20 protein-coding genes are annotated in these 19,583 nt (G+C 37.2%); 14 read left to right on the forward strand and 6 right to left on the reverse strand.

The genetic code is table 11. From position 1 onward, the window contains the following. Positions 1 to 408 precede the first annotated feature (408 nt). The 4 genes from BM141_RS02650 (at position 409) to BM141_RS02665 (ending at position 3,599) form a co-directional block, all read left to right on the forward strand. The gene (locus BM141_RS02650) at positions 409 to 786 is read left to right on the forward strand and encodes a hypothetical protein (RefSeq protein ID WP_091539554.1); all 378 of its coding nucleotides are present in this window, start codon (positions 409 to 411) and stop codon (positions 784 to 786) included. Positions 787 to 1,032: 246 nt separating this feature from the next. Then, positions 1,033 to 1,854 (forward strand): MbnP family protein, encoded by an 822-nt coding sequence (locus BM141_RS02655; RefSeq protein ID WP_091539556.1) that lies wholly within the window; start codon positions 1,033 to 1,035, stop codon positions 1,852 to 1,854. Between the two features lie 62 nt (positions 1,855 to 1,916). Continuing rightward, positions 1,917 to 2,564: a DUF2911 domain-containing protein gene (locus BM141_RS02660; RefSeq protein WP_091539559.1), complete on the forward strand. Its 648-nt coding sequence runs from the start codon at positions 1,917 to 1,919 to the stop codon at positions 2,562 to 2,564. 21 nt (positions 2,565 to 2,585) lie between these two features. Next, entirely contained in the window at positions 2,586 to 3,599 is a 1,014-nt protein-coding gene (locus tag BM141_RS02665) for a cytochrome-c peroxidase (protein ID WP_091539564.1), read from the forward strand. Between the two features lie 95 nt (positions 3,600 to 3,694). Here BM141_RS02665 and BM141_RS02670 read toward each other — a convergent pair whose 3' ends face one another. Beyond that, complete coding sequence (locus BM141_RS02670) at positions 3,695 to 4,069, reverse strand: GxxExxY protein (protein ID WP_091539567.1); 375 nt, start codon at positions 4,067 to 4,069, stop codon at positions 3,695 to 3,697. A gap of 110 nt (positions 4,070 to 4,179) precedes the next feature. On the opposite strand from BM141_RS02670, the gene BM141_RS02675 reads away from it, so the two are divergent. Then, positions 4,180 to 5,088: a hypothetical protein gene (locus BM141_RS02675; RefSeq protein WP_143090772.1), complete on the forward strand. Its 909-nt coding sequence runs from the start codon at positions 4,180 to 4,182 to the stop codon at positions 5,086 to 5,088. Between the two features lie 21 nt (positions 5,089 to 5,109). Here BM141_RS02675 and BM141_RS02680 read toward each other — a convergent pair whose 3' ends face one another. Beyond that, positions 5,110 to 7,038, reverse strand: a complete 1,929-nt coding sequence (locus tag BM141_RS02680; protein ID WP_091539573.1) for a M61 family metallopeptidase — start codon at positions 7,036 to 7,038, stop codon at positions 5,110 to 5,112. Between the two features lie 246 nt (positions 7,039 to 7,284). On the opposite strand from BM141_RS02680, the gene BM141_RS02685 reads away from it, so the two are divergent. Beyond that, positions 7,285 to 8,694, forward strand: a complete 1,410-nt coding sequence (locus BM141_RS02685; RefSeq protein ID WP_177217241.1) for a two-component regulator propeller domain-containing protein — start codon at positions 7,285 to 7,287, stop codon at positions 8,692 to 8,694. A 29-nt stretch (positions 8,695 to 8,723) separates the two neighbouring features. Here BM141_RS02685 and BM141_RS02690 read toward each other — a convergent pair whose 3' ends face one another. Next, complete coding sequence (locus BM141_RS02690; protein WP_091539581.1) at positions 8,724 to 9,449, reverse strand: 3'-5' exonuclease; 726 nt, start codon at positions 9,447 to 9,449, stop codon at positions 8,724 to 8,726. A gap of 229 nt (positions 9,450 to 9,678) precedes the next feature. Between BM141_RS02690 and BM141_RS02695 the strand changes: the two genes are divergently transcribed. Both BM141_RS02695 and BM141_RS02700 read left to right on the forward strand, forming a co-directional pair. After that, positions 9,679 to 10,077: an Hsp20/alpha crystallin family protein gene (locus BM141_RS02695; RefSeq protein ID WP_091539585.1), complete on the forward strand. Its 399-nt coding sequence runs from the start codon at positions 9,679 to 9,681 to the stop codon at positions 10,075 to 10,077. 293 nt (positions 10,078 to 10,370) lie between these two features. Beyond that, positions 10,371 to 10,850, forward strand: coding sequence for a QcrA and Rieske domain-containing protein (locus BM141_RS02700; RefSeq protein WP_091539587.1), 480 nt, complete (start codon positions 10,371 to 10,373; stop codon positions 10,848 to 10,850). Here BM141_RS02700 and BM141_RS02705 read toward each other — a convergent pair. Beyond that, a complete protein-coding gene (locus BM141_RS02705; RefSeq protein ID WP_091539590.1) occupies positions 10,847 to 11,749 on the reverse strand; it encodes a patatin-like phospholipase family protein in 903 nt (300 codons plus the stop codon). The two genes, BM141_RS02700 and BM141_RS02705, sit on opposite strands and share 4 nt — an antisense overlap. Positions 11,750 to 11,915: 166 nt before the next feature. Then, positions 11,916 to 12,344, reverse strand: a complete 429-nt coding sequence (locus tag BM141_RS02710; RefSeq protein WP_091539593.1) for an Hsp20/alpha crystallin family protein — start codon at positions 12,342 to 12,344, stop codon at positions 11,916 to 11,918. A 331-nt stretch (positions 12,345 to 12,675) separates the two neighbouring features. On the opposite strand from BM141_RS02710, the gene BM141_RS02715 reads away from it, so the two are divergent. From BM141_RS02715 to BM141_RS02730, 4 genes are all read left to right on the forward strand, one after another. Then, a complete protein-coding gene (locus BM141_RS02715) occupies positions 12,676 to 13,677 on the forward strand; it encodes a hypothetical protein (protein ID WP_091539597.1) in 1,002 nt (333 codons plus the stop codon). Between the two features lie 75 nt (positions 13,678 to 13,752). Next, positions 13,753 to 14,790, forward strand: coding sequence for an endolytic transglycosylase MltG (gene mltG, locus BM141_RS02720; RefSeq protein ID WP_091539600.1), 1,038 nt, complete (start codon positions 13,753 to 13,755; stop codon positions 14,788 to 14,790). An 8-nt stretch (positions 14,791 to 14,798) separates the two neighbouring features. After that, positions 14,799 to 15,635 carry a DUF6671 family protein gene (locus tag BM141_RS02725; RefSeq protein ID WP_091539604.1) on the forward strand — a complete coding sequence of 279 codons (837 nt, stop codon included), beginning with the start codon at positions 14,799 to 14,801 and terminating at the stop codon, positions 15,633 to 15,635. A 79-nt stretch (positions 15,636 to 15,714) separates the two neighbouring features. After that, positions 15,715 to 17,031, forward strand: coding sequence for a DASH family cryptochrome (locus tag BM141_RS02730; RefSeq protein ID WP_221407618.1), 1,317 nt, complete (start codon positions 15,715 to 15,717; stop codon positions 17,029 to 17,031). A 20-nt stretch (positions 17,032 to 17,051) separates the two neighbouring features. On the opposite strand, the gene BM141_RS02735 is transcribed toward BM141_RS02730, so the two are convergent. After that, positions 17,052 to 17,945: an AAA family ATPase gene (locus tag BM141_RS02735; protein ID WP_091539609.1), complete on the reverse strand. Its 894-nt coding sequence runs from the start codon at positions 17,943 to 17,945 to the stop codon at positions 17,052 to 17,054. Positions 17,946 to 18,067: 122 nt separating this feature from the next. Here BM141_RS02735 and BM141_RS02740 point away from each other — a divergent pair, with 122 nt between their 5' ends. Both BM141_RS02740 and BM141_RS02745 read left to right on the forward strand, forming a co-directional pair. Further along, positions 18,068 to 18,391 (forward strand): tetratricopeptide repeat protein, encoded by a 324-nt coding sequence (locus BM141_RS02740; protein WP_091539613.1) that lies wholly within the window; start codon positions 18,068 to 18,070, stop codon positions 18,389 to 18,391. A 90-nt stretch (positions 18,392 to 18,481) separates the two neighbouring features. Continuing rightward, positions 18,482 to 19,582, forward strand: a complete 1,101-nt coding sequence (locus BM141_RS02745; protein WP_091539616.1) for a J domain-containing protein — start codon at positions 18,482 to 18,484, stop codon at positions 19,580 to 19,582. Position 19,583 lies beyond the last annotated feature (1 nt).

Genomic DNA, 19,583 nt, shown 5'->3' on the forward strand with positions numbered 1-19,583 from the left:
TTTCTCTTAAACCTTTGATGATTTCACTATAATATTCAATTCATTAGGTTTTTATGATAAGTTAATTTGACGATGTAACTATTTCAAATAGTTTTACGTATATTCTTGACAAAAAAAATACCACCAAATACATTAGACTGATTATCAGCTTTATAAGCTAAGTTAGAAATAAGGATTTGTATTTTTCTGTTCGCTCTTATACAAAAGAGTGTACGAAAATGAACAAATTTGATAATATTCTATGTTATTCTCACAAAAATAGATTTTTTATTCATCATTCACAACCAATAATTCATTAAAACAACCTTTCAGTTTCTCATCTTGGCTAATTTTGTGTTAAAATATAAGGAAAGTCAAATTTTCTGAACTACCTTTGCAACAAGGTTACACTAACCAAATTTAATCAAAATGAAACAGACAATATCCATTTTTCTTGCTTTGGTGGTGCTTTTTTCACCACTCCAAAAGATGTGGCTTGTCGTTTCTTTCCAACTCAACCAAGAATACATTGCTAAATATCTTTGTGAAAACAAAGCTAAGCCCAAGTTGCAATGTAAAGGTCAGTGTCAGTTGAAAAAGCAACTGAAAAAAGTAGAAAAAGAAGAAGAACAACAGTTGCCTACTTCACAAAAAGGGAAAGTAGAGATTACGCTTTTCTATGCCCTTGTGCCTACTTTTGATTTTTGCTTTTTTGACCAAACCTCTGCCGTTTTCTACCCTGAGTTGAACGACCATTCTAAGCCACTTGTCGTTATTTCTGACATTTTCCAACCGCCTCGAGCTTAGCCACGAATTGCACGAATTTTCACGAATTATTCATTGTAAGGTGTGAGCCACGAATTGCACGAATTATTCATTGTAAGGTGTGAGCCACGAATTGCACGAATTTTCACGAATTTGTATAAGTCAGACTTTTATTATCTGATTTATAACTTGTTGTTTATCAAAATTTTATTTTGTTTTTTTTCATTATCGTTTTCTTAAAAAACGATGGCTAAATCTTATTTTCAAAAATTTTAAACAGTAAAAATCATGAACTTTAAATATTCTTTTTTAGCAATTTTAATAGTTATTTGCTCATTTTTGAGTTGTACTAAGGCACAAGTAGAGCCTGAAATAGACCCTAATAGGAAAGGGGAGATTACCTTAAATTTTGACAATATTGCAGGCACAAAAGACCTCAAACTTGGTGAAAACTACACCAATGCCGCAGGCGAACAGTTCAATTTGGATATGTTCCAATACTACATCAGCAACATCAAATTAAAAACAGAAGACTGTAGGGAATATGTAGTTCCGCAAGATGAAAGCTACTTTTTGGTAAAGGAAGAAGATACTAAATCTCAGTTGATTACACTCAAAAATGTTCCAGAAGGCAACTACAATTCTGTAACTTTTACTATTGGGGTGGATAGTCTCCGCAATACGATGGACGTAAGTAAGCGTACAGGGGTTTTAGATATAGGCAATGCAGGTATGGCAAAAGGAATGTACTGGTCTTGGAACTCAGGATACATTTTTGTAAAAGCAGAAGGCATCTCGTCGCAAGCACCCGCAGGACCTGATGGGCAAAGAAAATTCCGTTATCATATTGGAGGCTTTGGTGGATATAGTTCCAAGACTATCAATAATATCAAAACCAAGACCTTAGACTTAGGCAGAGATAGGGCAAAGGTTCGACAAGGCAAAAATCCCGAAGTGCATATTATAGTAGATGTACTAAAAATGTTTTCTGGTGCTACCAATATCAGTTTTGCTACCCACCCAACCGTGATGTTTTCACCTTTTTCAGTCAATATTGCAGCTAACTATGTAAATATGTTTGAGTATCACCATGTGCATAATGAGCAGTAGATAATAAATCGCCCTATAAACCTAAAAAATTTATAGGGTATAAAAAATATCAAAGTAAAGCCATGAAAATCAACAACTTATTTTTTATTGTTATTCTATTCTTTCTGTTTGCTTGTGGGAGCGCAAGCCAAGAAACATCTTTGGAAGACCACAGCCAGCACGGAAGCGAAGTTCCCCAAAAGAATTTAGCTGATGTGCTTAATGGCATGGCAAGTTACATAGACAGTGTAAATGCTGAATTAAAGCCTGATAATTTCAAGGGTAGCCCAAGACGAGAAACTATAGGAAATATTGGAGATTTAGCAATTACTATCAACTATGGTTCACCGGGAGTAAAAGGTCGCAATATTTGGGGTGGTTTGGTGGGCTACGACCAAGTTTGGGTAACAGGAGCGCATATGGCTACGATGATTAATTTTAGCAAAGATGTGCTGATTGAGGGGCAGAAAATTACTGCGGGAACGTATGCTTTTTTTACCATTACTAAGCCAGAAGAATGGACAATCATTCTGAACAAGAACTATCAACAGCACTTAACTGATGACTACAAAGAAGCAGAGGACATACTGCGGTTAAAAGTGAAGCCAGAAACAAGCGAAAAAATATTGCAAAGGCTTCAATATGAGGTGCTGACGGAAGATAGTAGCACAGGAATAATTACCATGACTTGGGAGAAAATAAAAATTGCTTTGGAAGTAAAAGCAGTGTAAATCATTAAAATAAAGATACTTATGAAAAATAAACTTTTACTCATTGCTTTTTTGGTTTTTGCTTTTATTTCCTGCCAAAATCAAAATATAGAGCCAGAAGTACAGTTTTATGTTCCTAAAAACTTCCCCCAACCCGTATATGATTTGTCAAAAAATCCTGTTACTACAGCGGTTTTTGCACTGGGAAAGGCTCTTTTTTACGACGGCATCTTGAGTAGAGATGGCACTATTAGCTGTGGGAGTTGTCATCAGCAGCAGTCAGGGTTTACCCAACATGGACATGATTTAAGTCATGGCATTGATGACTTGCTTACACTTCGCAACTCTTTGCCTATTCAGAATTTGGCTTGGCAGAAGGAGTTTTTCTGGGACGGTGGTGTATTTGATTTGGATTTATTTGCCGTTTCGCCTATTGAGGCACACAACGAAATGGACGAAACTTTGCCTAATGTATTGAATAAATTGCGTAATCATGCTAAATACCCAAGTATGTTTGAAAAGGCTTTTGGAACAAAGGAAATTAGTACAGAAAGATTTTTAAAGGCTCTTTCCCAATTCCAATTGATGTGTATTTCTGCCAATTCTAATTACGATAAATATGTTCGTAATGAAGGAGTTATGCTAAGCACTGAGGAATTAACAGGCTTGCAACTTTTCAAACAAAAGTGTGCTACTTGCCATTCAGGAGAGTTATTTTCCGATTTTTCTTATCGCAATAATGGGTTGCCTGTCGGAAATCCAGAAGATACAGGGAGAGAACGTATTACGCTCAACGAGCAAGATAAGTACAAGTTTCGCGTGCCAAGTCTTCGCAATGTAGAGGCTACTCGTCCTTATATGCACGATGGGCGGTTCAGGAGTTTGGAAGCGGTGCTTGACCATTATGAAAAAGGAATCGTACAAAGTCCAACGTTGGATAGCCAACTAAAAAATGGGATAGCACTTAGTACAGATGAAAAACAAAAAATCATTGCTTTTTTGAAAACCTTGACAGATGAGGAGTTTATGAATAACAGGTTACTTTCTGAATTTTAAGCCACGAATGTTTGCCACGAATTACACGAATTAGCACTAATTAATTCGTGAAAACTCGTGTAATTCGTGGTAGAATCAAGTCATACGATTTGTGGCTACAAAACAACTCGCTTGCTTTCAAAACTGTCATTGCTAAAATTGGCGATAATACCAAGTTTGCATTTGGAAACGGCTAAGTAGTTGATAACTTGTTTATAATGTTCATCAAGAATTCCTTTTTGGCATTTGGCTTCTGAGATGATTTTATCAAATACAATAAAATCAGCAATATACGTGCGTGCTAATACAATGCTTTTATAAGAAATCTTATACTCTTTTTCTCTTTCAAAGGGAATGTTTCTTAGTTTAAATTCATGCTCTAAGGCATCTTTATACACAATTTCTAAAAAGCCTCGCCCCAAAATGCTATGAACTTCCATGCAAGCACCTATGATTTGATAAGATTCATCTTTGTAGATTAGGTCGGTCATAATTGTGAAAGGTTAAATGTGTATTACTAACTCCTGCCACGAATTACACGAATTAGCACTAATTAATTCGTGAAAGCTCGTGTAATTCGTGGCTACAAAACAACAATAATATGAAAAAATACTTTGTTCTTTTCTTAGTTCTTTTAATAAAATCAAATGTATTGGCTTGCGATATATGTGGCTGTGGGGCAGGAAGTTATTATATTGGATTGATGCCTCAGTTTCACAAAAACTTTATAGGGGTGCGTTATCGCTATTCTGTTTTTGATTCGCACTTAGGGCGTTCTTCGCAGAACAGTGTTTTCGCCACACAAGAGGTTTTCCGTACTACTGAGTTTTGGGCAAGATTTTATCCGCATCAAAAAGTACAAATCTTAGCTTTTCTGCCTTATCAGTTCAACACACAATTAGAGAAAGGCATATCCAAAAATTTACAAGGCATAGGCGATGGAATGATGATAGCTAACTATAATGTTTTCAATACTTTATATGATACTACTATCTTTAAACATAGTTTCTGGCTCGGTGGTGGGATAAAATTTGCTACAGGAAAATATCAGTATGATGTATCGAATCATCAGCAAGTAGCCAATCCTAATTTCCAGTTAGGCACAGGAAGTTATGATTTTTTACTAACGGCAAACTATACCATTCGCTACCGCAAGTTTGGAATCAATGCAGATGTTTCTTATAAAATCAATACGCAAAATAGTCAGTATTACCGTTTTGGGAATCGTCTAAGTGCTAATCTTCAGCTATTTTATATTCGCAATATAGGAAATGTTGGCTTGATGCCCAATGCGGGTTTTTACTTTGAAAGCTCTGCAAGTGATACAAGAAATAAATACTATGTGGAAAATACGGGAGGGAATTTAATAGCAACTGCTGCGGGGGTAGATATTTTCTTTAAAAGTATCTCCGCAGGGCTAAACTACCAAATTCCCACTATACAAAACTTAGCCGATGGGCAAATCAAGGCTCAGAATAGGACTTTCATACATTTGACTTTGTTGTTTTAAATCTAAGTGGGGAGAATATGGTTAAATCCCCACCTTTAACCAAGCATTTCGTAGTTTGACCTGCTCTGGCGTTGCTTTTTCGTCTATTGCCAAAGGGAAATATACTTTATCCTCGACCATGACCATCGTGCCTTTAACCTTTTTCTCTTTGCGTTTGCCATTTTCCTCTCTGACAATGACAATGGTAACTTTGTCGCCTTCTTTGTTGGTCTTTTTTACCTCCTCAAAAACATCGCGGTAGTTTTGTTGAGTAACTTTTGTTTTATTGATAGCTACTAAAAAATCGCCTTTTTGGAAGCCACTTTTTTCGTTGATTTCGTTGATGTCCTCTATAACAAAATGCCCTGTACTTTCATCAAAAGAGAGTTGCAAGCCTAAGGAAAGGCGTTTTTGGGTTTCCGTAACATCGTAGCGAAGCCCAACGGATTTAAAAATTTCTTTAAAAGGAAGTGGTTTTTCCCCTTCAACGTAATCAGCAAAAAATTTCCTTAACTCAGGGAATTTGGTAATTTCCACTATTTTATCGAATAACTCCTCGTCATCAAAAGGCTTATCTTTGCCATACTGCTTTGAGAGGTCTATTATCAAATCTTGCAAGCCGTATTTGCCATTGGAAAACTGCCTAAGTTTGATGTCCAAACACATACCTATCAATGCACCTTTGGCATAGACATTCTGGTACTGAGATTTATGCTCGTGCAGACAGCCCTTGCTCATGACCGTAAAAGGCAGACGGTCTTGGTATCCTTTCGCCTCATTGATTTTCCCTAAAATCACATTGAAATAATCCTGCTCGCTCATCAAACCATGCTTTACCTGCACATGACCCGCAAAATACTCTATACAGCCCTCATACAGCCATAAGTGCTTGGACATCTGCGGATTAATGAAATCAAAATCATGGATTTCTTTGGAATGAATACTGAGCGGAGTAACGATATGGAAAAACTCATGAGCAGCTACATCTTTAATCATTTGTGCCAAATCTTCTGGCTCTATTTCTGGTAAAAAATAAACAGAAGAATAGGAGTGTTCCAAAGCTCCATACGCGCCCGAGCGCGTAAAGCCCCTGAAAAGATAGATGATAAAAGCATAGCGATTTACGGGTAACTTACCTCCTAAGTAATCTTTTTGAGCCATGAGGATAGGTTTGATTTGCTCTGCTACAAACTTGGAAGTGAGCTTCTTAGAGGGTGAGTAAACGGAAATCAGAATATCTGCCCCTCCTACTTGCATGACTGTTGTGTCGGGTTGGCTATACATGATAGGGGCATCGGCTAACTGCACATAGTCTCCCATGAGAAATTTGTCAGAAGTGGCAGTAGTGCTAACTGCTTGCATAGAAGTTGCTCCAAAAAATCCTTCAGGTTTGGTAATATTTACCTCATAATCATTGAATTTCATACCTTCTATGTAGCCAAAGAAGCCGTAGGTATTTATCATGAAGTTCGTTTTTTCTTCTATATTCGTTCCCGCAGGCTCAAAAACTACATTTTTTTTGTTGGAATCATAAGAGTCCTCTACCCAATAAGTAATCTTGTATAAGTTTTTGGCATCATTAATCTTCCAACGATTTTCGTCTAATACACTTACAGTAAGCTGTTCCCCTTGGGCATTATAAGCCTTGAAGTCAGAGAGAAAGCGACCAAAGTCATAAATGCTGTATGTACCGGGAACTATCTTTGGCATACAATAAACTACTTCATTTTCAGTAATTTTAGGAGCTATCAACTCTACCATGAGTTTGTCATCTTGTACTTTGGTCAAATCCAAAGAAAACTGATAGTTCTCTGTTTGAGGGATAGCAGGAGATGGAGGTACAACTTCTTGTTGAACAGGCTTTCCTCCTTTTACTTTTTTCTCTTGCGTTTTTTTCTGGGCAAAAGTCAAAGGAAGTTGAGATACAGAGATGAACAAAATAAGAATAAAAGAGAACCACAATTTTTTCATTGCTTATCAGATATTTAAAGGTTAAAGTGTTACAGTAAAATACGCAACTTGGTGAAATACGAGTGAAGTACGGTGATATATTTTTTAAAATAACATTAACTTAACTGCAAAATTAAGACAAAAACAGCATTTTATCTTAAAATTCTCGTAACTTTTCTGCATCATACTTTACTGAAATGTGGAATGATTTTCGTATTTTTATCTATGAAAAATATAAACGGTATAAGTAATTTGATGAAAACTACCATGAAACCAATAAAACCTAATGCCCTATTTTTAGGCGTACTTTCTTTTTATGTTTCTATTTATCAAGTATTTGCACAAAATATTTTGATAAAAAATTTACCTTTGGACAGCATACAAGTCGTCAATGCGATTATTACAGATGCAGAAAATACAGTGTGGCTTGGAACGGCAAAAGGTTTGGTAAGTATAAATAGAAATAGTGAAGTAAAAGTTCATAAAGTAGTCGTAGATACTTTTAGAAGCAGTCCTATTAGTTGTATTTTTATGGATAGCGAGCAGAACAAGTGGATTGGAACTTATACAGGGCAGGTTTTCAAAATCAATTTTCAAGGTATAACAAGCCGTTATGATTTTTCAAAATTTGGCAATCATCTCATTACCAATATTTTATTGGACAAAAATAATAATCTTTGGCTGAGTACAGCGGGTAACGGTATCTATACGATGAACCCTACAGGCGATATGCTAAATTTTAATTCCCAAAATTCTCCCTTGCCCAACGACCAAGTATTTGCTTTGCATTTGGACAATCAAGGTGTAGCGTGGATAGGAACAGGGAAAGGGCTGATAAAACTTTCAGGCATCAATCGCTGGGACAGAGAAAAGAAGATAGAAGGCGAAATCAGTGCCTTGGCGGAGTACAATGGCGACCTATGGGTGGGCGTGATTGGCTTGCAAGAAACAGAACTTTGGAAATACGAAAGCTATCGCAAATGGGTAAAAATAGAACTGCCAAATTTCATGAGATACACCCGCTTTATGAAATTTGCCTTTGATAAAAACGGAAAATTGTGGGTCGCTACCTCGCAAGTAGCCAATTTTGACAACGGAATATGGAATCTGTATGGAGAGGAGCAGGGGCTTACGTCCAAATCAGTAACTTGCCTGCAATTTGACCAAGAAAATCATTTGTGGATTGGTTCTGATGGCAAAGGGGCTTTTACCACTGCTCCAATCCAAATCCCTGAGAAAAAAGAAGAAAAGCTACCTTTTGTATTCATAGAAGAGAAACCTTACATAGACGAGGAGGGTTTAGTGCCTGACAAGGTAGATGAGTCTATCCTGAACAAACCCATCACTTTGAAAATCCAATTCCAGCAAAGTCGCTCTGAGCTTTTACCTACTTCTATCATAGAATTAGAAAAATTAGTAGAGATTTTGAATAAAAATCCTAATTGGCTCGTAGAAATTTCAGGGCATACTGACAATGTAGGGAATCCTAAACTCAATCTGGAACTCTCCGAGCAGAGAGCGGCAGTAGTAAGAGATTATATTATGCAAAGAGGTGTAGCCATGAGCCGCATTACTACTCTGGGTTTTGGAGGTACAAGACCCATTGCCAGCAATAGTAACTCTAAAGACAGAGAAAAAAATAGGCGAGTAGAAATAGTTTTGAGGAAGAGAATGTGATAAGAGCATATAACTCTGCCTCTTTTTATTTATGATACTTCTATGATATTTTTCTGCTTGACTATGGGCAAATTTTGCAGACAAAGATAAAGTTGGGCAGTAGTAATTACATCATTACGGCAATAGGAGGCAATGCGTTCCAAATTTTTATCTTTATAGTAAATACTTGAAACCATGCTCCCGTCTATGGCATCATGGTAAGGAGGCAAACCAAAAAGATGTGCTAATAAGCGTAAGGAAGAGTAGTTTTTTCTATCGCCAAACTTCCACATCTCCATAGTATCCAAGTGAGGATTGTCCCAAGGTTTGTTTCGTAAATGTTGGAAAATAGCAGGCAGACCCAAGCCATGAATCAACATTCGCCTGCATAAAAATGGGTAATCAAACTCTTTGCCGTTGTGTGCTACTAAGCGTTTTCTTTTGCTTAACCTTTTTTCTAAAAGGTCTTTGAACTCTTGTAAAAGTTTTTTTTCATCATCGTTACTAATAGACTTTACTCGCAAACCTAATTCACTTTGTTCGTTCAAGTAAAAAAAGCCAAGTCCAATGCTGACTATTTGACAAAACTCGGCGTGAAGCGCGGCATACTTTTCAAATGCCTCAGCAGGTACTTCGTCTTGCTCTTGGTATATTTTTGCTCTCTTTTCCCAGAAATTTTGCATAGGATTGGGCAAATCTTGATAAGAAGAAGCACAGCTAACTGTTTCAATATCAATAAAAAGTAAATATTTGAGTTCTTGATGATAGATTTTCATGTTCAAAATGATTCAAGCATAAAATTAGTGTTTTTCTTCTTAAAATATATGTATTGAACTATCTTCTTTTTATCATGTCATAATGTCTGATTGCTTCCTTGCTTTTTATTCGAACAATTGACATATTGACATAGTTTATTACTTGGCTTTTTATTTGATGAAGTGCATAGTAAGATTATAATGAAATCGTAACAAATATTTTTCCTATCATATATAAACACTTGTCATTATGAGCGTTACCAATGAATTGACCAAGCAGTTAGCACATTTAGCCAATGTGAACAGTGTCATAGGGGGAGGGATTAGCTCTATGAACGAAAGAATTAGGGAATTGAAAGACGGAGTATTGTTGGAGGTATCTATGCCAAGCGTAAGTCCAGATGCTTACAGGGTACGTATCAAAGATAATATATTGATGGTAATAATGAGCTTGAGTGTAATAGAAAATATTGATAGTGAGGAGGAGAGGGTATTCTCACCTTCTTTGATTCGTGCTTTTCCGATACCTCATTTTATAGATGTGGACAACATTCAAGCACAGTACAACTACGAAGAGGGAAAGTTGCAAGTATTTGCACCATATAATAACCTTCGCAACTATGCCAAAGATGTAGATATTAGGTTTTAGGTAAGCTATTGCTTCGAAAAAAAAGCCGTTTAAAGAACCTGTAAGATTTGAAGAGTCTTACAGGTTTTTATTTTTTATACCCAAGCAAAATTAGTTTACAAACTTATTTGAGTGAAAAAGTATTATCAATCTTTTACATCTGACAAGTTTGCGAAATTTGTCAGGTGTGAATATAAAAATGATTTTTGGGGTTGTCTTTTGGGGCTTTTATCTAAACTATAAAACTCTTTATACGTACTATTAGTTATGATTTTGGAGCTTTATATTCACTAAAACCTAACCATTCCTAATTTATGACACGATTAGAATTTTTGAAAAGTCTTGATTTAAGCGGTGCCGCTTTGTTCTCAGTATTAGCCACTTGTACTTTAGAAAGCTGCTCCTCTAAGGGGAGTGATACGCCTACTCCTAACAATCCCAGTGGAGGCTCGAGTACGGCAGGTTTTACGGGGACAGCAACAGGCAACAACATAGATTTTACTATCGATTTGACTAACTCCGCCAACTCCTCTCTTGCGAGCGTAGGAGGAGCAAGAGTCTTTGGTGATGTAATTGTGGCTCGTACAGGGGCAAATACGTTTGTGGCTGTTTCTAAGGCGTGTACGCATCAGGGAACTACCGTAGAATATAGACACGCACAAGGGCATTTCTTCTGCCCTAATCACGGCTCGATTTTTGGCTTGAATGGAAGCGTTATACGCGACCCCGCTACCCAACCACTTAAAGCCTTTAGTACGACCCTTAATGGGAACAATCTAAGAGTTTTCGCTTAGTTTGATACTTCTTTTGATGCCCACTGCTCAAGGGCGGTGTGCATCATACGTCTGCCGTATTCTATCATTTCAGTAGCTTTATAAAATTCAAAAGTACCACAAGCCTGACGAGAGATATTTACAAGTATGTCGGGCTTGTGTTGCTCTAAGGTAAATTCGGCTACTCTATCCTGCATCATATCAAAAGATTTATTAAGCAGTTCAAAAAAGCCTAATGTCTTTTTAGGTGATTCTGATTTAGGAAGTAGGCTAAGCCACTTTTCCATAAAAGAGCTAATTTTCATGCGATAATTATTTTCCTCTTCTATATTTTTTTCTCTGTTCTTTATCTCTTTGTAGTAAGGAATGTTAGCATTAAGATTGACCACTACCAGTATATCCTGTTCTGTTCGTTTGACACGGCCTATTGGTATAGGATTGACTACTCCACCATCTACCAATATCTGATTTTCTTTGACAAAAGGCTTTAAAATCGTAGGAATAGCTACGGAGGCACGCATAGCATCAAAAAGGCTTCCACTTTCAAATACTACTTCGCAGTTATTGGTAACATCAGAGGCTACTGCGGTGAAGTGTATAGGCAGACTTTCTATGGCTACATCAGGAATAAACTTTTGAAGCTCTGCAAATACACGCTCCCCTTTGACAAATCCTTGTGAGCTAAAAGTAAAATCAAAGAGATTAAACACGTCTAACTTGTCTAAATTGCACATCCATTTCTTGTACGCCTCCAAGTGCCCAGCAGCATAAATCCCTCCTATAACTGCCCCAATAGAAGTACCTGAAATTGCTTGAATTTCAAACCCTTGTGATTCTAATGCTTCTATTGCTCCGATATGTGCTAAGCCTCGCGCACCGCCACTGGAAAGAACTAACGAAACTTTGTTTGTCTGTTTCATAGGATTTGCTTATTGATTCCTTGTCAATAATAAGAATTTATGATAGAATCATAAAATATTTGCTTCACAACAAAAGCCACAAGCACCAAAGGCACTTGTGGCTAACACTTTTAAACTAAACCTAAAAAACCATCGTCAATTAATCTATTTACTACTTAATGCTTGCTTAGTCTATGTTGATGTTTTTACCCGTTTTAGGCTGAGCAATTTTAGGTAAAACTACGTACAAGATTCCATCGCTATATCTGGCTGAGATATTATCGGTATCTACCTTATCAGACAGGGTAAAAGTGCGTTTGAAATTACCAAAACCAAACTCTTTGCGAGCATATTTCTTTGCATTTTCTTGCGTTTTCACTTGTGTCCAAATCGTCAATTTGTCATTCTTTACCTCGATGTTAAAGTCCTCTTTTTGCAAGCCCGGTGCGGCTACCTCCAGCGTAAAATCGCTTTCATTATCTACAATGTTTACTGCGGGATGACCAAATTGCATTACTTCTTGCAATTTCTCCTGCCAGTCTGTACCACAGGCATCAGCCCATACTCTGAAAAAAGGTGCGTAACCGTAGTTACCTTTGCGTGTGCCAAATCTCATAGTTTTATCGTTTTTGTGATGATGAAATAATTTTTAGTTTTTGGGATTCGTGTATCTTCTTTATTTGGCAATTTTACTTACACTTTAGAGCAGTTACACCAAGCCTCAAACCTTACCCTTCCTCATTCAATAAACAAACCAAAGTAAAATTTAGGAAAAATAATGACAAAATGTCTTATTTTTATTAAAATAGTAGATTAAGATAATGACAATTTGACATTTTTTAAAATTTATTAAGAAGAAGTTAATGGTAATTCGATAAATTAGATTGAATTTTTGGCATAGTTATTACGCTAAATAATTTGTTTGGCACTTAAAATCCTTAAAAATAATGAGAAAACCACATTTCATCTTTTCATTGATAGTTGCTTTTGCCTTGTTTTTATTTACTTTATCTTTTCCCATAACTCTATCGTTTGCCCAATCCAATGTAGAAAAATTTAAAAACCTTGCTGTGGGGAAGCATTGGGGAATGCGTTACTTTATTGAGAAATACCCTGTGAAAAATGAAAAAGAAAGCAGAAAAATTTTGGCTGAGGGGAAAAAAATCATACCATTAGACGGAAAACCTTTTGTCATAGATACTTTGATTAGAGTGTATGATTGCTTGCAAGAATACTTGCAGTTGAGGGCTAACAATACTTTTGCTTCCACCAATGTAGAAGAAGGCGGGACTTGGGCGACCGAAGGAACAGATAGAATTATTTTTCGCAAGAGAAATGGTGCAAAATATATTAGTGCCAATATTAGCTTTGTCAGCGAAGATAGCTTGGTTTTGATTGATGAGGAGAACCCTAATGATGTTTTTATCCAAATTTTTAAAGTCTGCAAGGATAATGATAGCACCTTTATAGACTCGCGAGAGGTCTATAAAGTATGGAATATTTGGGGGATAATAGGAGGCTACCAACGCTGGGAACAGAATGGACTCATAGAGTTAGGGCTTACCCGTTGGAAGCAATTTGAATGGAACAGAGTAATTTATGCTTTTTCTGCCAATGTAGAAATAGACCCTATCAACTCCATGCACGGTGCTTCGGTCAATCTGTGGACAGAGGACAAATTTTTTGCTTATGGCATTGCCGCTACCGCACACAGCGATTTCAAAGATTTTTTTGTAGGTATCAAGCCTATGGCAGGTTTTAGTTTCAATCGCCTTTTTAGCAACTCTGGCTATACTGTTCATGCCTTGTACGGTTATAATTTCAACTTAGGCGAAAAGTCGTCTGACTTTGTGAATAGGCACTCTATTACCGTCAGATTGAACGTTCCTTTCTTTAGGTCTTTCAAAAATGTTATTAGAAAACCTGACCAAGAAAACGATTATAATTAGAATTGTTTTTTATAATTTTGTGCCAATGTGCCAAGAATAAAAATCTTGGTAAATCGGGTAAATACCTAAAGCACAATGAACAAAAGATATAAAATCCTCGTAGGGATATTCATAGGTTTGGCAGTGTTGCTTATCACTGCCGTTTTTTATGCTTTCCAATTATTTTTTACTGCCAATGTTCTTGTCGACAAATCCGATAAGGCTGTACTTATTCCTGAAAATACCTCTTTCAAAGAGTTGTTGCAAATCATGGAAAAAGACACTATGCTTACGGATAAAATTTCCTTTGCTTTTGTGGCTAAACTTTTGGATTATCAGGGAAATATAAAAAGTGGGCGATATTTGCTTCGCAAAAATATGAGTAACTTGCAAGCAGTCAGGAAGTTGCGTTCTGGAGCGCAGGATCCTGTCAAAGTTACTTTTAACAATGCACGTCTTAAAAGCGATTTGGCGGGAAAAATCTGTAAGAACCTTGCCCTTGACTCCGCAGCGTTTTTGAAACTGTTGAATACCCCAAGTTTCACAGCTAAGTATGGCTTTGATACCACGACGATTATGTGCTTGTTTTTGCCCAATACGTATGAGTTCTACTGGACAGTTTCCGTAGAAAAACTCATGGACAACATCAAAAAAGAATATGATAAGTTTTGGACAAAAGAAAGACTGGAAAAAGCCGATAAGATTGGGCTTACACCTTTGCAAGTCAGTATTTTAGCCTCTATAGTAGAGTCAGAAACCAAGAAAAAAGACGAAGCCAAAAGAATTGCAGGTGTATATATGAATCGCCTGAATCAGAACGACTTGCTGAGGGCTGACCCTACTGTAATTTATGCGATTGGAGATTTTAGCAAGCGCAGGGTACTGCTCCGAGATTTGCAGTTTGACTCTCCTTACAATACCTACAAATACTCAGGTCTGCCTCCGGGTCCTATTTATCAGCCCTCTATTCATTCCATAGATGCCGTATTGAACTACGAAAGGCATAAGTATATGTTTTTCTGTGCCAAAGAAGACTTTTCTGGCTATCATGCCTTTGCAGTTACTTTTGAGGAGCATAAAAAGAACAGCAAAAAATTCCAAGATGCTTTGGACAGGTTAGGGATTAAAAATTAAATTTTGGTATGCACCCTTTGCAACATCAGCAAGCCCTCATTGCCACTATGCACCAAAAGGAAAAAATCATTGCTCCGCTTTTGGAAAAGGCTTTTGATTTGCGATGCTTTACTTTGCAAAACTTTGATACTGACCAATTTGGAACTTTTAGTGGGGAGATTGACCGTCCTGCCAGCCAGTTGGAAACCTTGCGAATGAAATGCTTACACGGTTTGGCACAAGCTATTGAAAATGTGCATATTGGGCTTGCAAGCGAAGGAGCTTTTGGCTCGCACCCGCTCATGCCTTTCGTCCCTGCCAATATAGAAATGGTCATGCTCATAGACACGCAAAACCAATTGGAAATAGTAGGGCAAGCCATAAGTACAGAAACAAATTTTGCCCATGCAAATCTTGCTTCTTGGGAAGAAGTAGAAAAATTTGCCTTGCAAGCAGGTTTCCCCACCCACGCCCTCATTATTAAGTCGTCTCAACAAATTTTTAAAGGAATTGATGAAAAAATAATTTTACAAGACATTGCTGATGAAGTATTAAAGAAAGAAAAAAGCCTTTACATAGAAACAGACATGAGAGCAATGCACAACCCTACTCGTCGGAAAGTCATTGCTCAGGCTACAGAAGACTTGATAAAAAAACTAAACTCTCCTTGTCCTCAGTGCGGAACGCTTGGATTTTACCAAACAGAAGTTCGCTTAGGTTTGCCCTGTGCCTATTGTAGCTTACCTACTCAAAAAATATTAGCAAGCATCTGGCAATGCGGTAAATGTAGTTTTGTTCAAGAGCATCTCTATCCCGAAGGCATACAAGAAGCCGAGCCAATGTATTGTAGTTTTTGTAATCCTTGAAAATTTTGAAAATTTCACTTTTCCTTTCTAACAAAAAAACAAACACTCTGTTTAAAAAGTAAACAAACGCAAAATCAGAGTGGAAAAAATTATTGTTTGGTTCAGAAATGACCTTAGACTACACGACAATGAGATGCTTTACAAGGCTTTGCAAAAGTCATCTCAGTTAATACCTTTGTATTGCTTTGACCCAAGACAGTTTGAAATGACTGAGTTGGGTTTTCCAAAAACAGGTAGTTTTAGAGCAAAATTCTTGATAGAATCTGTAACAGATTTAAAGTACAATTTACAAAAAATAGGTAGTAATCTGCTTATCCGTATCGGCAGACCCGAGCAAGTGATTCCAGAGTTACAGAAATTGACGGGAGCAAAAGCGGTCTATGCGAGCAAGGAAGTTACAAGCGAGGAGATAAACATAGAAAATAAATTAGAAGAACAACTTTTTAAGGTCGGTTGTAAGTTAAACCTCTATTGGCAATCAAGCCTTTATCACTTAGACGATTTGCCTTTCCCTATCAAAATGCTTCCTGATGTCTATACAGAATTTAGAAAGGAGGTAGAGAAAGTAGTAAAGATTCGCAAGCAGTTTCCTACTCCTGAGCGAATGACTTTTATAGACTTGGAGATAGAATTGGGCAAATTGCCAACTCTATGTGAATTAGGATTGGAGGAAGCGGTACAAGATGAAAGAAGCGTGCTAATTTTCAAAGGAGGAGAAAGTAGCGGCAAAAAGCGTTTAAAAGAATATTTTTGGGAAAAAGACTTGCTCAAAGTTTACAAAGAAACAAGAAATGGGCTAATTGGGGCAGATTATTCCTCGAAGTTCTCTGCTTGGCTGGCTTTGGGTTGTTTATCGCCCCGTTATATCTATGATGAGGTCAAGAAATACGAGCAGGAAAGAGTTAAGAACGACTCTACTTATTGGCTGATTTTTGAGCTGATATGGAGAGATTATTTCCGCTTTGTTGCCAAAAAATATGGCAATCGCATCTTTCAATATGGAGGGATTCGCAATCAAAACTTGCCTTTGAAAGAGGATAAGCGGCTTTTTGAAAAGTGGAAAGAAGGCAAAACAGGACTGACATTCATAGATGCCAACATGAGAGAGCTAAAAAATACAGGTTTCATGTCCAATAGAGGCAGGCAAAACGTAGCCAGCTATTTGGTAAAAGACCTCAAAGTGAACTGGCAGTGGGGAGCAAGCTGGTTTGAATCTCAACTGATTGATTATGATGTATGTAGCAACTGGGGAAATTGGAACTATGTAGCGGGTATCGGCAACGACCCAAGAGAGAACCGCTACTTCAATATTAGCAGTCAAGCCCAAAAATACGACCCCAAAGGCGAATACGTGAAACTTTGGCTGGAGGAGAATCCTAATTTGGTGCTTTTGTAGGAAGTTTATTTTTAAACTTCCTACACATCTATTTTAGAAATTACCCCCATTTTTTCAAAGAGTTCAGAAAGAGAAAGTTGTGTTTGGCGAATATCTTGCCAATCTTTAAGAATGACCCCTAAGGTTTCCTCTACAATAGACTTCTCTAAGTGGTCTATATGCAAGGAGGACAAAGCCATTGCCCAGTCCAAGGTTTCTGCTATGCCCGGTACTTTTTCTAATTTTTGCTTCCTAACTTCCTGCATAAATACGCAAATTTGTGTTCCCAACTGAGTATCTATCTGAGGGACTTTACTTTTGACTATGGCTAATTCTTTGTCAAAACTTGGATAGTCTATCCACAAATACAGGCAACGGCGACGCAGGGCTTCCGATAACTCTCTGACTCTGTTGCTGGTAACTATCACGTAAGGAATATGAGAGGCTTTGATAGTACCTAATTCGGGAATAGTAATCTGCCACTCTGCCAGTACTTCCAAGAGGAAGCTTTCAAATTCCTCATCTGCCCTATCTATTTCATCTATGAGCAAAACAGGACTTTTCTCTTGAGTAATTGCCTTCAAAAGAGGACGTTTGAGTAAAAAATTATCACTAAAGATTACTTTTTCTTTCTCCTCGATAGATTTATTTTCCTGTTCCTCTAATTTGAGATAAAGCAGCTGACGCTGATAATTCCACTCATACAAGGCATGAGTAGCATCTAAACCCTCATAACATTGTAAGCGAATAAGTTGAGTATCAAGAGCTTTTGCCATGACCTTAGCAATCTCGGTTTTGCCTACACCTGCCGGACCTTCTATGAGTAAGGGTTTGCCTAATTCCATAGAAAGAAAAATAGACATAGCAGTACTTTTTTCGCTGATATAACCTTGGCTTTCTAATATTTGCTGAACTTGCTCAAATTTATTTTGCATATAGTTAGGACAATAAAACGTAGAACATGGAGGTAGCCAAATTATCAAAAATTTGTTTATATTTTATCTTTGTTCGTGTAATTTTATGACAAAGTATCTTACATAATTGTTTAAAATTGGCAATGAATAACCAACGTATCGAGCAACTTTTGGAATGGCTTGAAAGCGAGCCTAACGATGTGTTTACCTTGTATGCCTTGGCAATGGAACACAAAGAACAGATGCCTGACAAAGCGGCGGCATATTTGGAAAAATTACGACAAATACAACCTTCTTACACAGCTACTTACTATCACTTAGCAGAAATTTATCAGAAATTAGGCAACAGAGAGCAAGCAGGCGAAGTGTACCAAATTGGGATGAATATTTGCAAAGAGCAGAAAGCCCAACATGCCTTAGCTGAGTTGCAAAATGCGTATCAAAATTTTTTATATGAAGAAGGTTAAAATTTCAAAAAGTGTAATATATTTATTTTGTGAAATTAACTAACTTATGTTAATTTTAGTATAAATAAAATTAATAGTACCTCATCTCTCTTGGAAAATTATTATCATATACTCGGTCTGCCTAATTATGCCTCAGAGGAGGAGATAAAACGTGCTTTCAAGAAGTTAGCTCTGCTCTATCACCCTGACCGAAATCCGAATAATATAGAGGCAGAGGAAAAATTCAAGTTGGTCAATCAAGCCTACCAAGTGCTTTCCAACCCTCTACAAAAACGCAGGTACGATGAGATTTTGTTATATGATAATTATAGATATGCTTTTTCTTTCAAACAACCTGAAAGACAACAAGAACCACCGCAAAGGCAATATAAGCCTCCGCGTACTGCTTACCAAACTTGGCGTATGGAAAGGGGAAAGCAAGAGAAGCAAGCCATTATCATTTCTATTGCTGTAGTAGTGTATTTTTTTGTTGTCGTTACCGCCTTTTTTCAGTTGTATGCTCGTTTGCAATACCTCTGGGCGGTAGAAGCCTATGAAAACAAGCAATATGAACAAGCATTACATCACTTGCGAGCCTGCACAGGGGCAGACCATAGCTACGCAAGAGCCTATTTCTTAAAAGGCGTTATTTACATGGAACACAAAGATTACAACGGAGAAGCCGTAGCTAACTTTACACTTGCTATCAAAAATACCTACGAAGTTCCTACAGAATACTATTACAAAAGAGCCTTAGCCTATACCAATTTGAGAGAAGAAAGTCTGGCAGAAGAAGATTTTAAAACTGTTTTAAAAGAAAAACCTCAATATGATAGCCTCATTACCAAGATGTTAGCCGATGCCTACTACGAAAGATTCCGCAGATACGACAAAGCTATACAAATGTATAAAAAGTATTTGAAATACGAGCCACATCATCAACAGACTTTCTACAACTTAGGCTTTATCTACAAAGAAAAAGAGCAGTACAAAGATGCTATCAATTACTTTTCTAAGTTTCTCGACTATCAAAAAGACAATGTAGAGGTTCGCTATGAACGCGCGCTGTGCTATCTCTACGACCAACAGTTAGTTAATAGCTGTGCTGACTGGCAGATAGTCAAGCAGTTAAACCCTGATTTTCAAGACCCAAGTTTAGATTTCTTTTGTAGTCGGGTAGATAGTACGGCAGTGCAACGAGAATCAAATTAAG

Origin of the sequence: Thermoflexibacter ruber (genome assembly GCF_900113045.1) — a bacterium.
Lineage (GTDB): Bacteria > Bacteroidota > Bacteroidia > Cytophagales > Thermoflexibacteraceae > Thermoflexibacter > Thermoflexibacter ruber.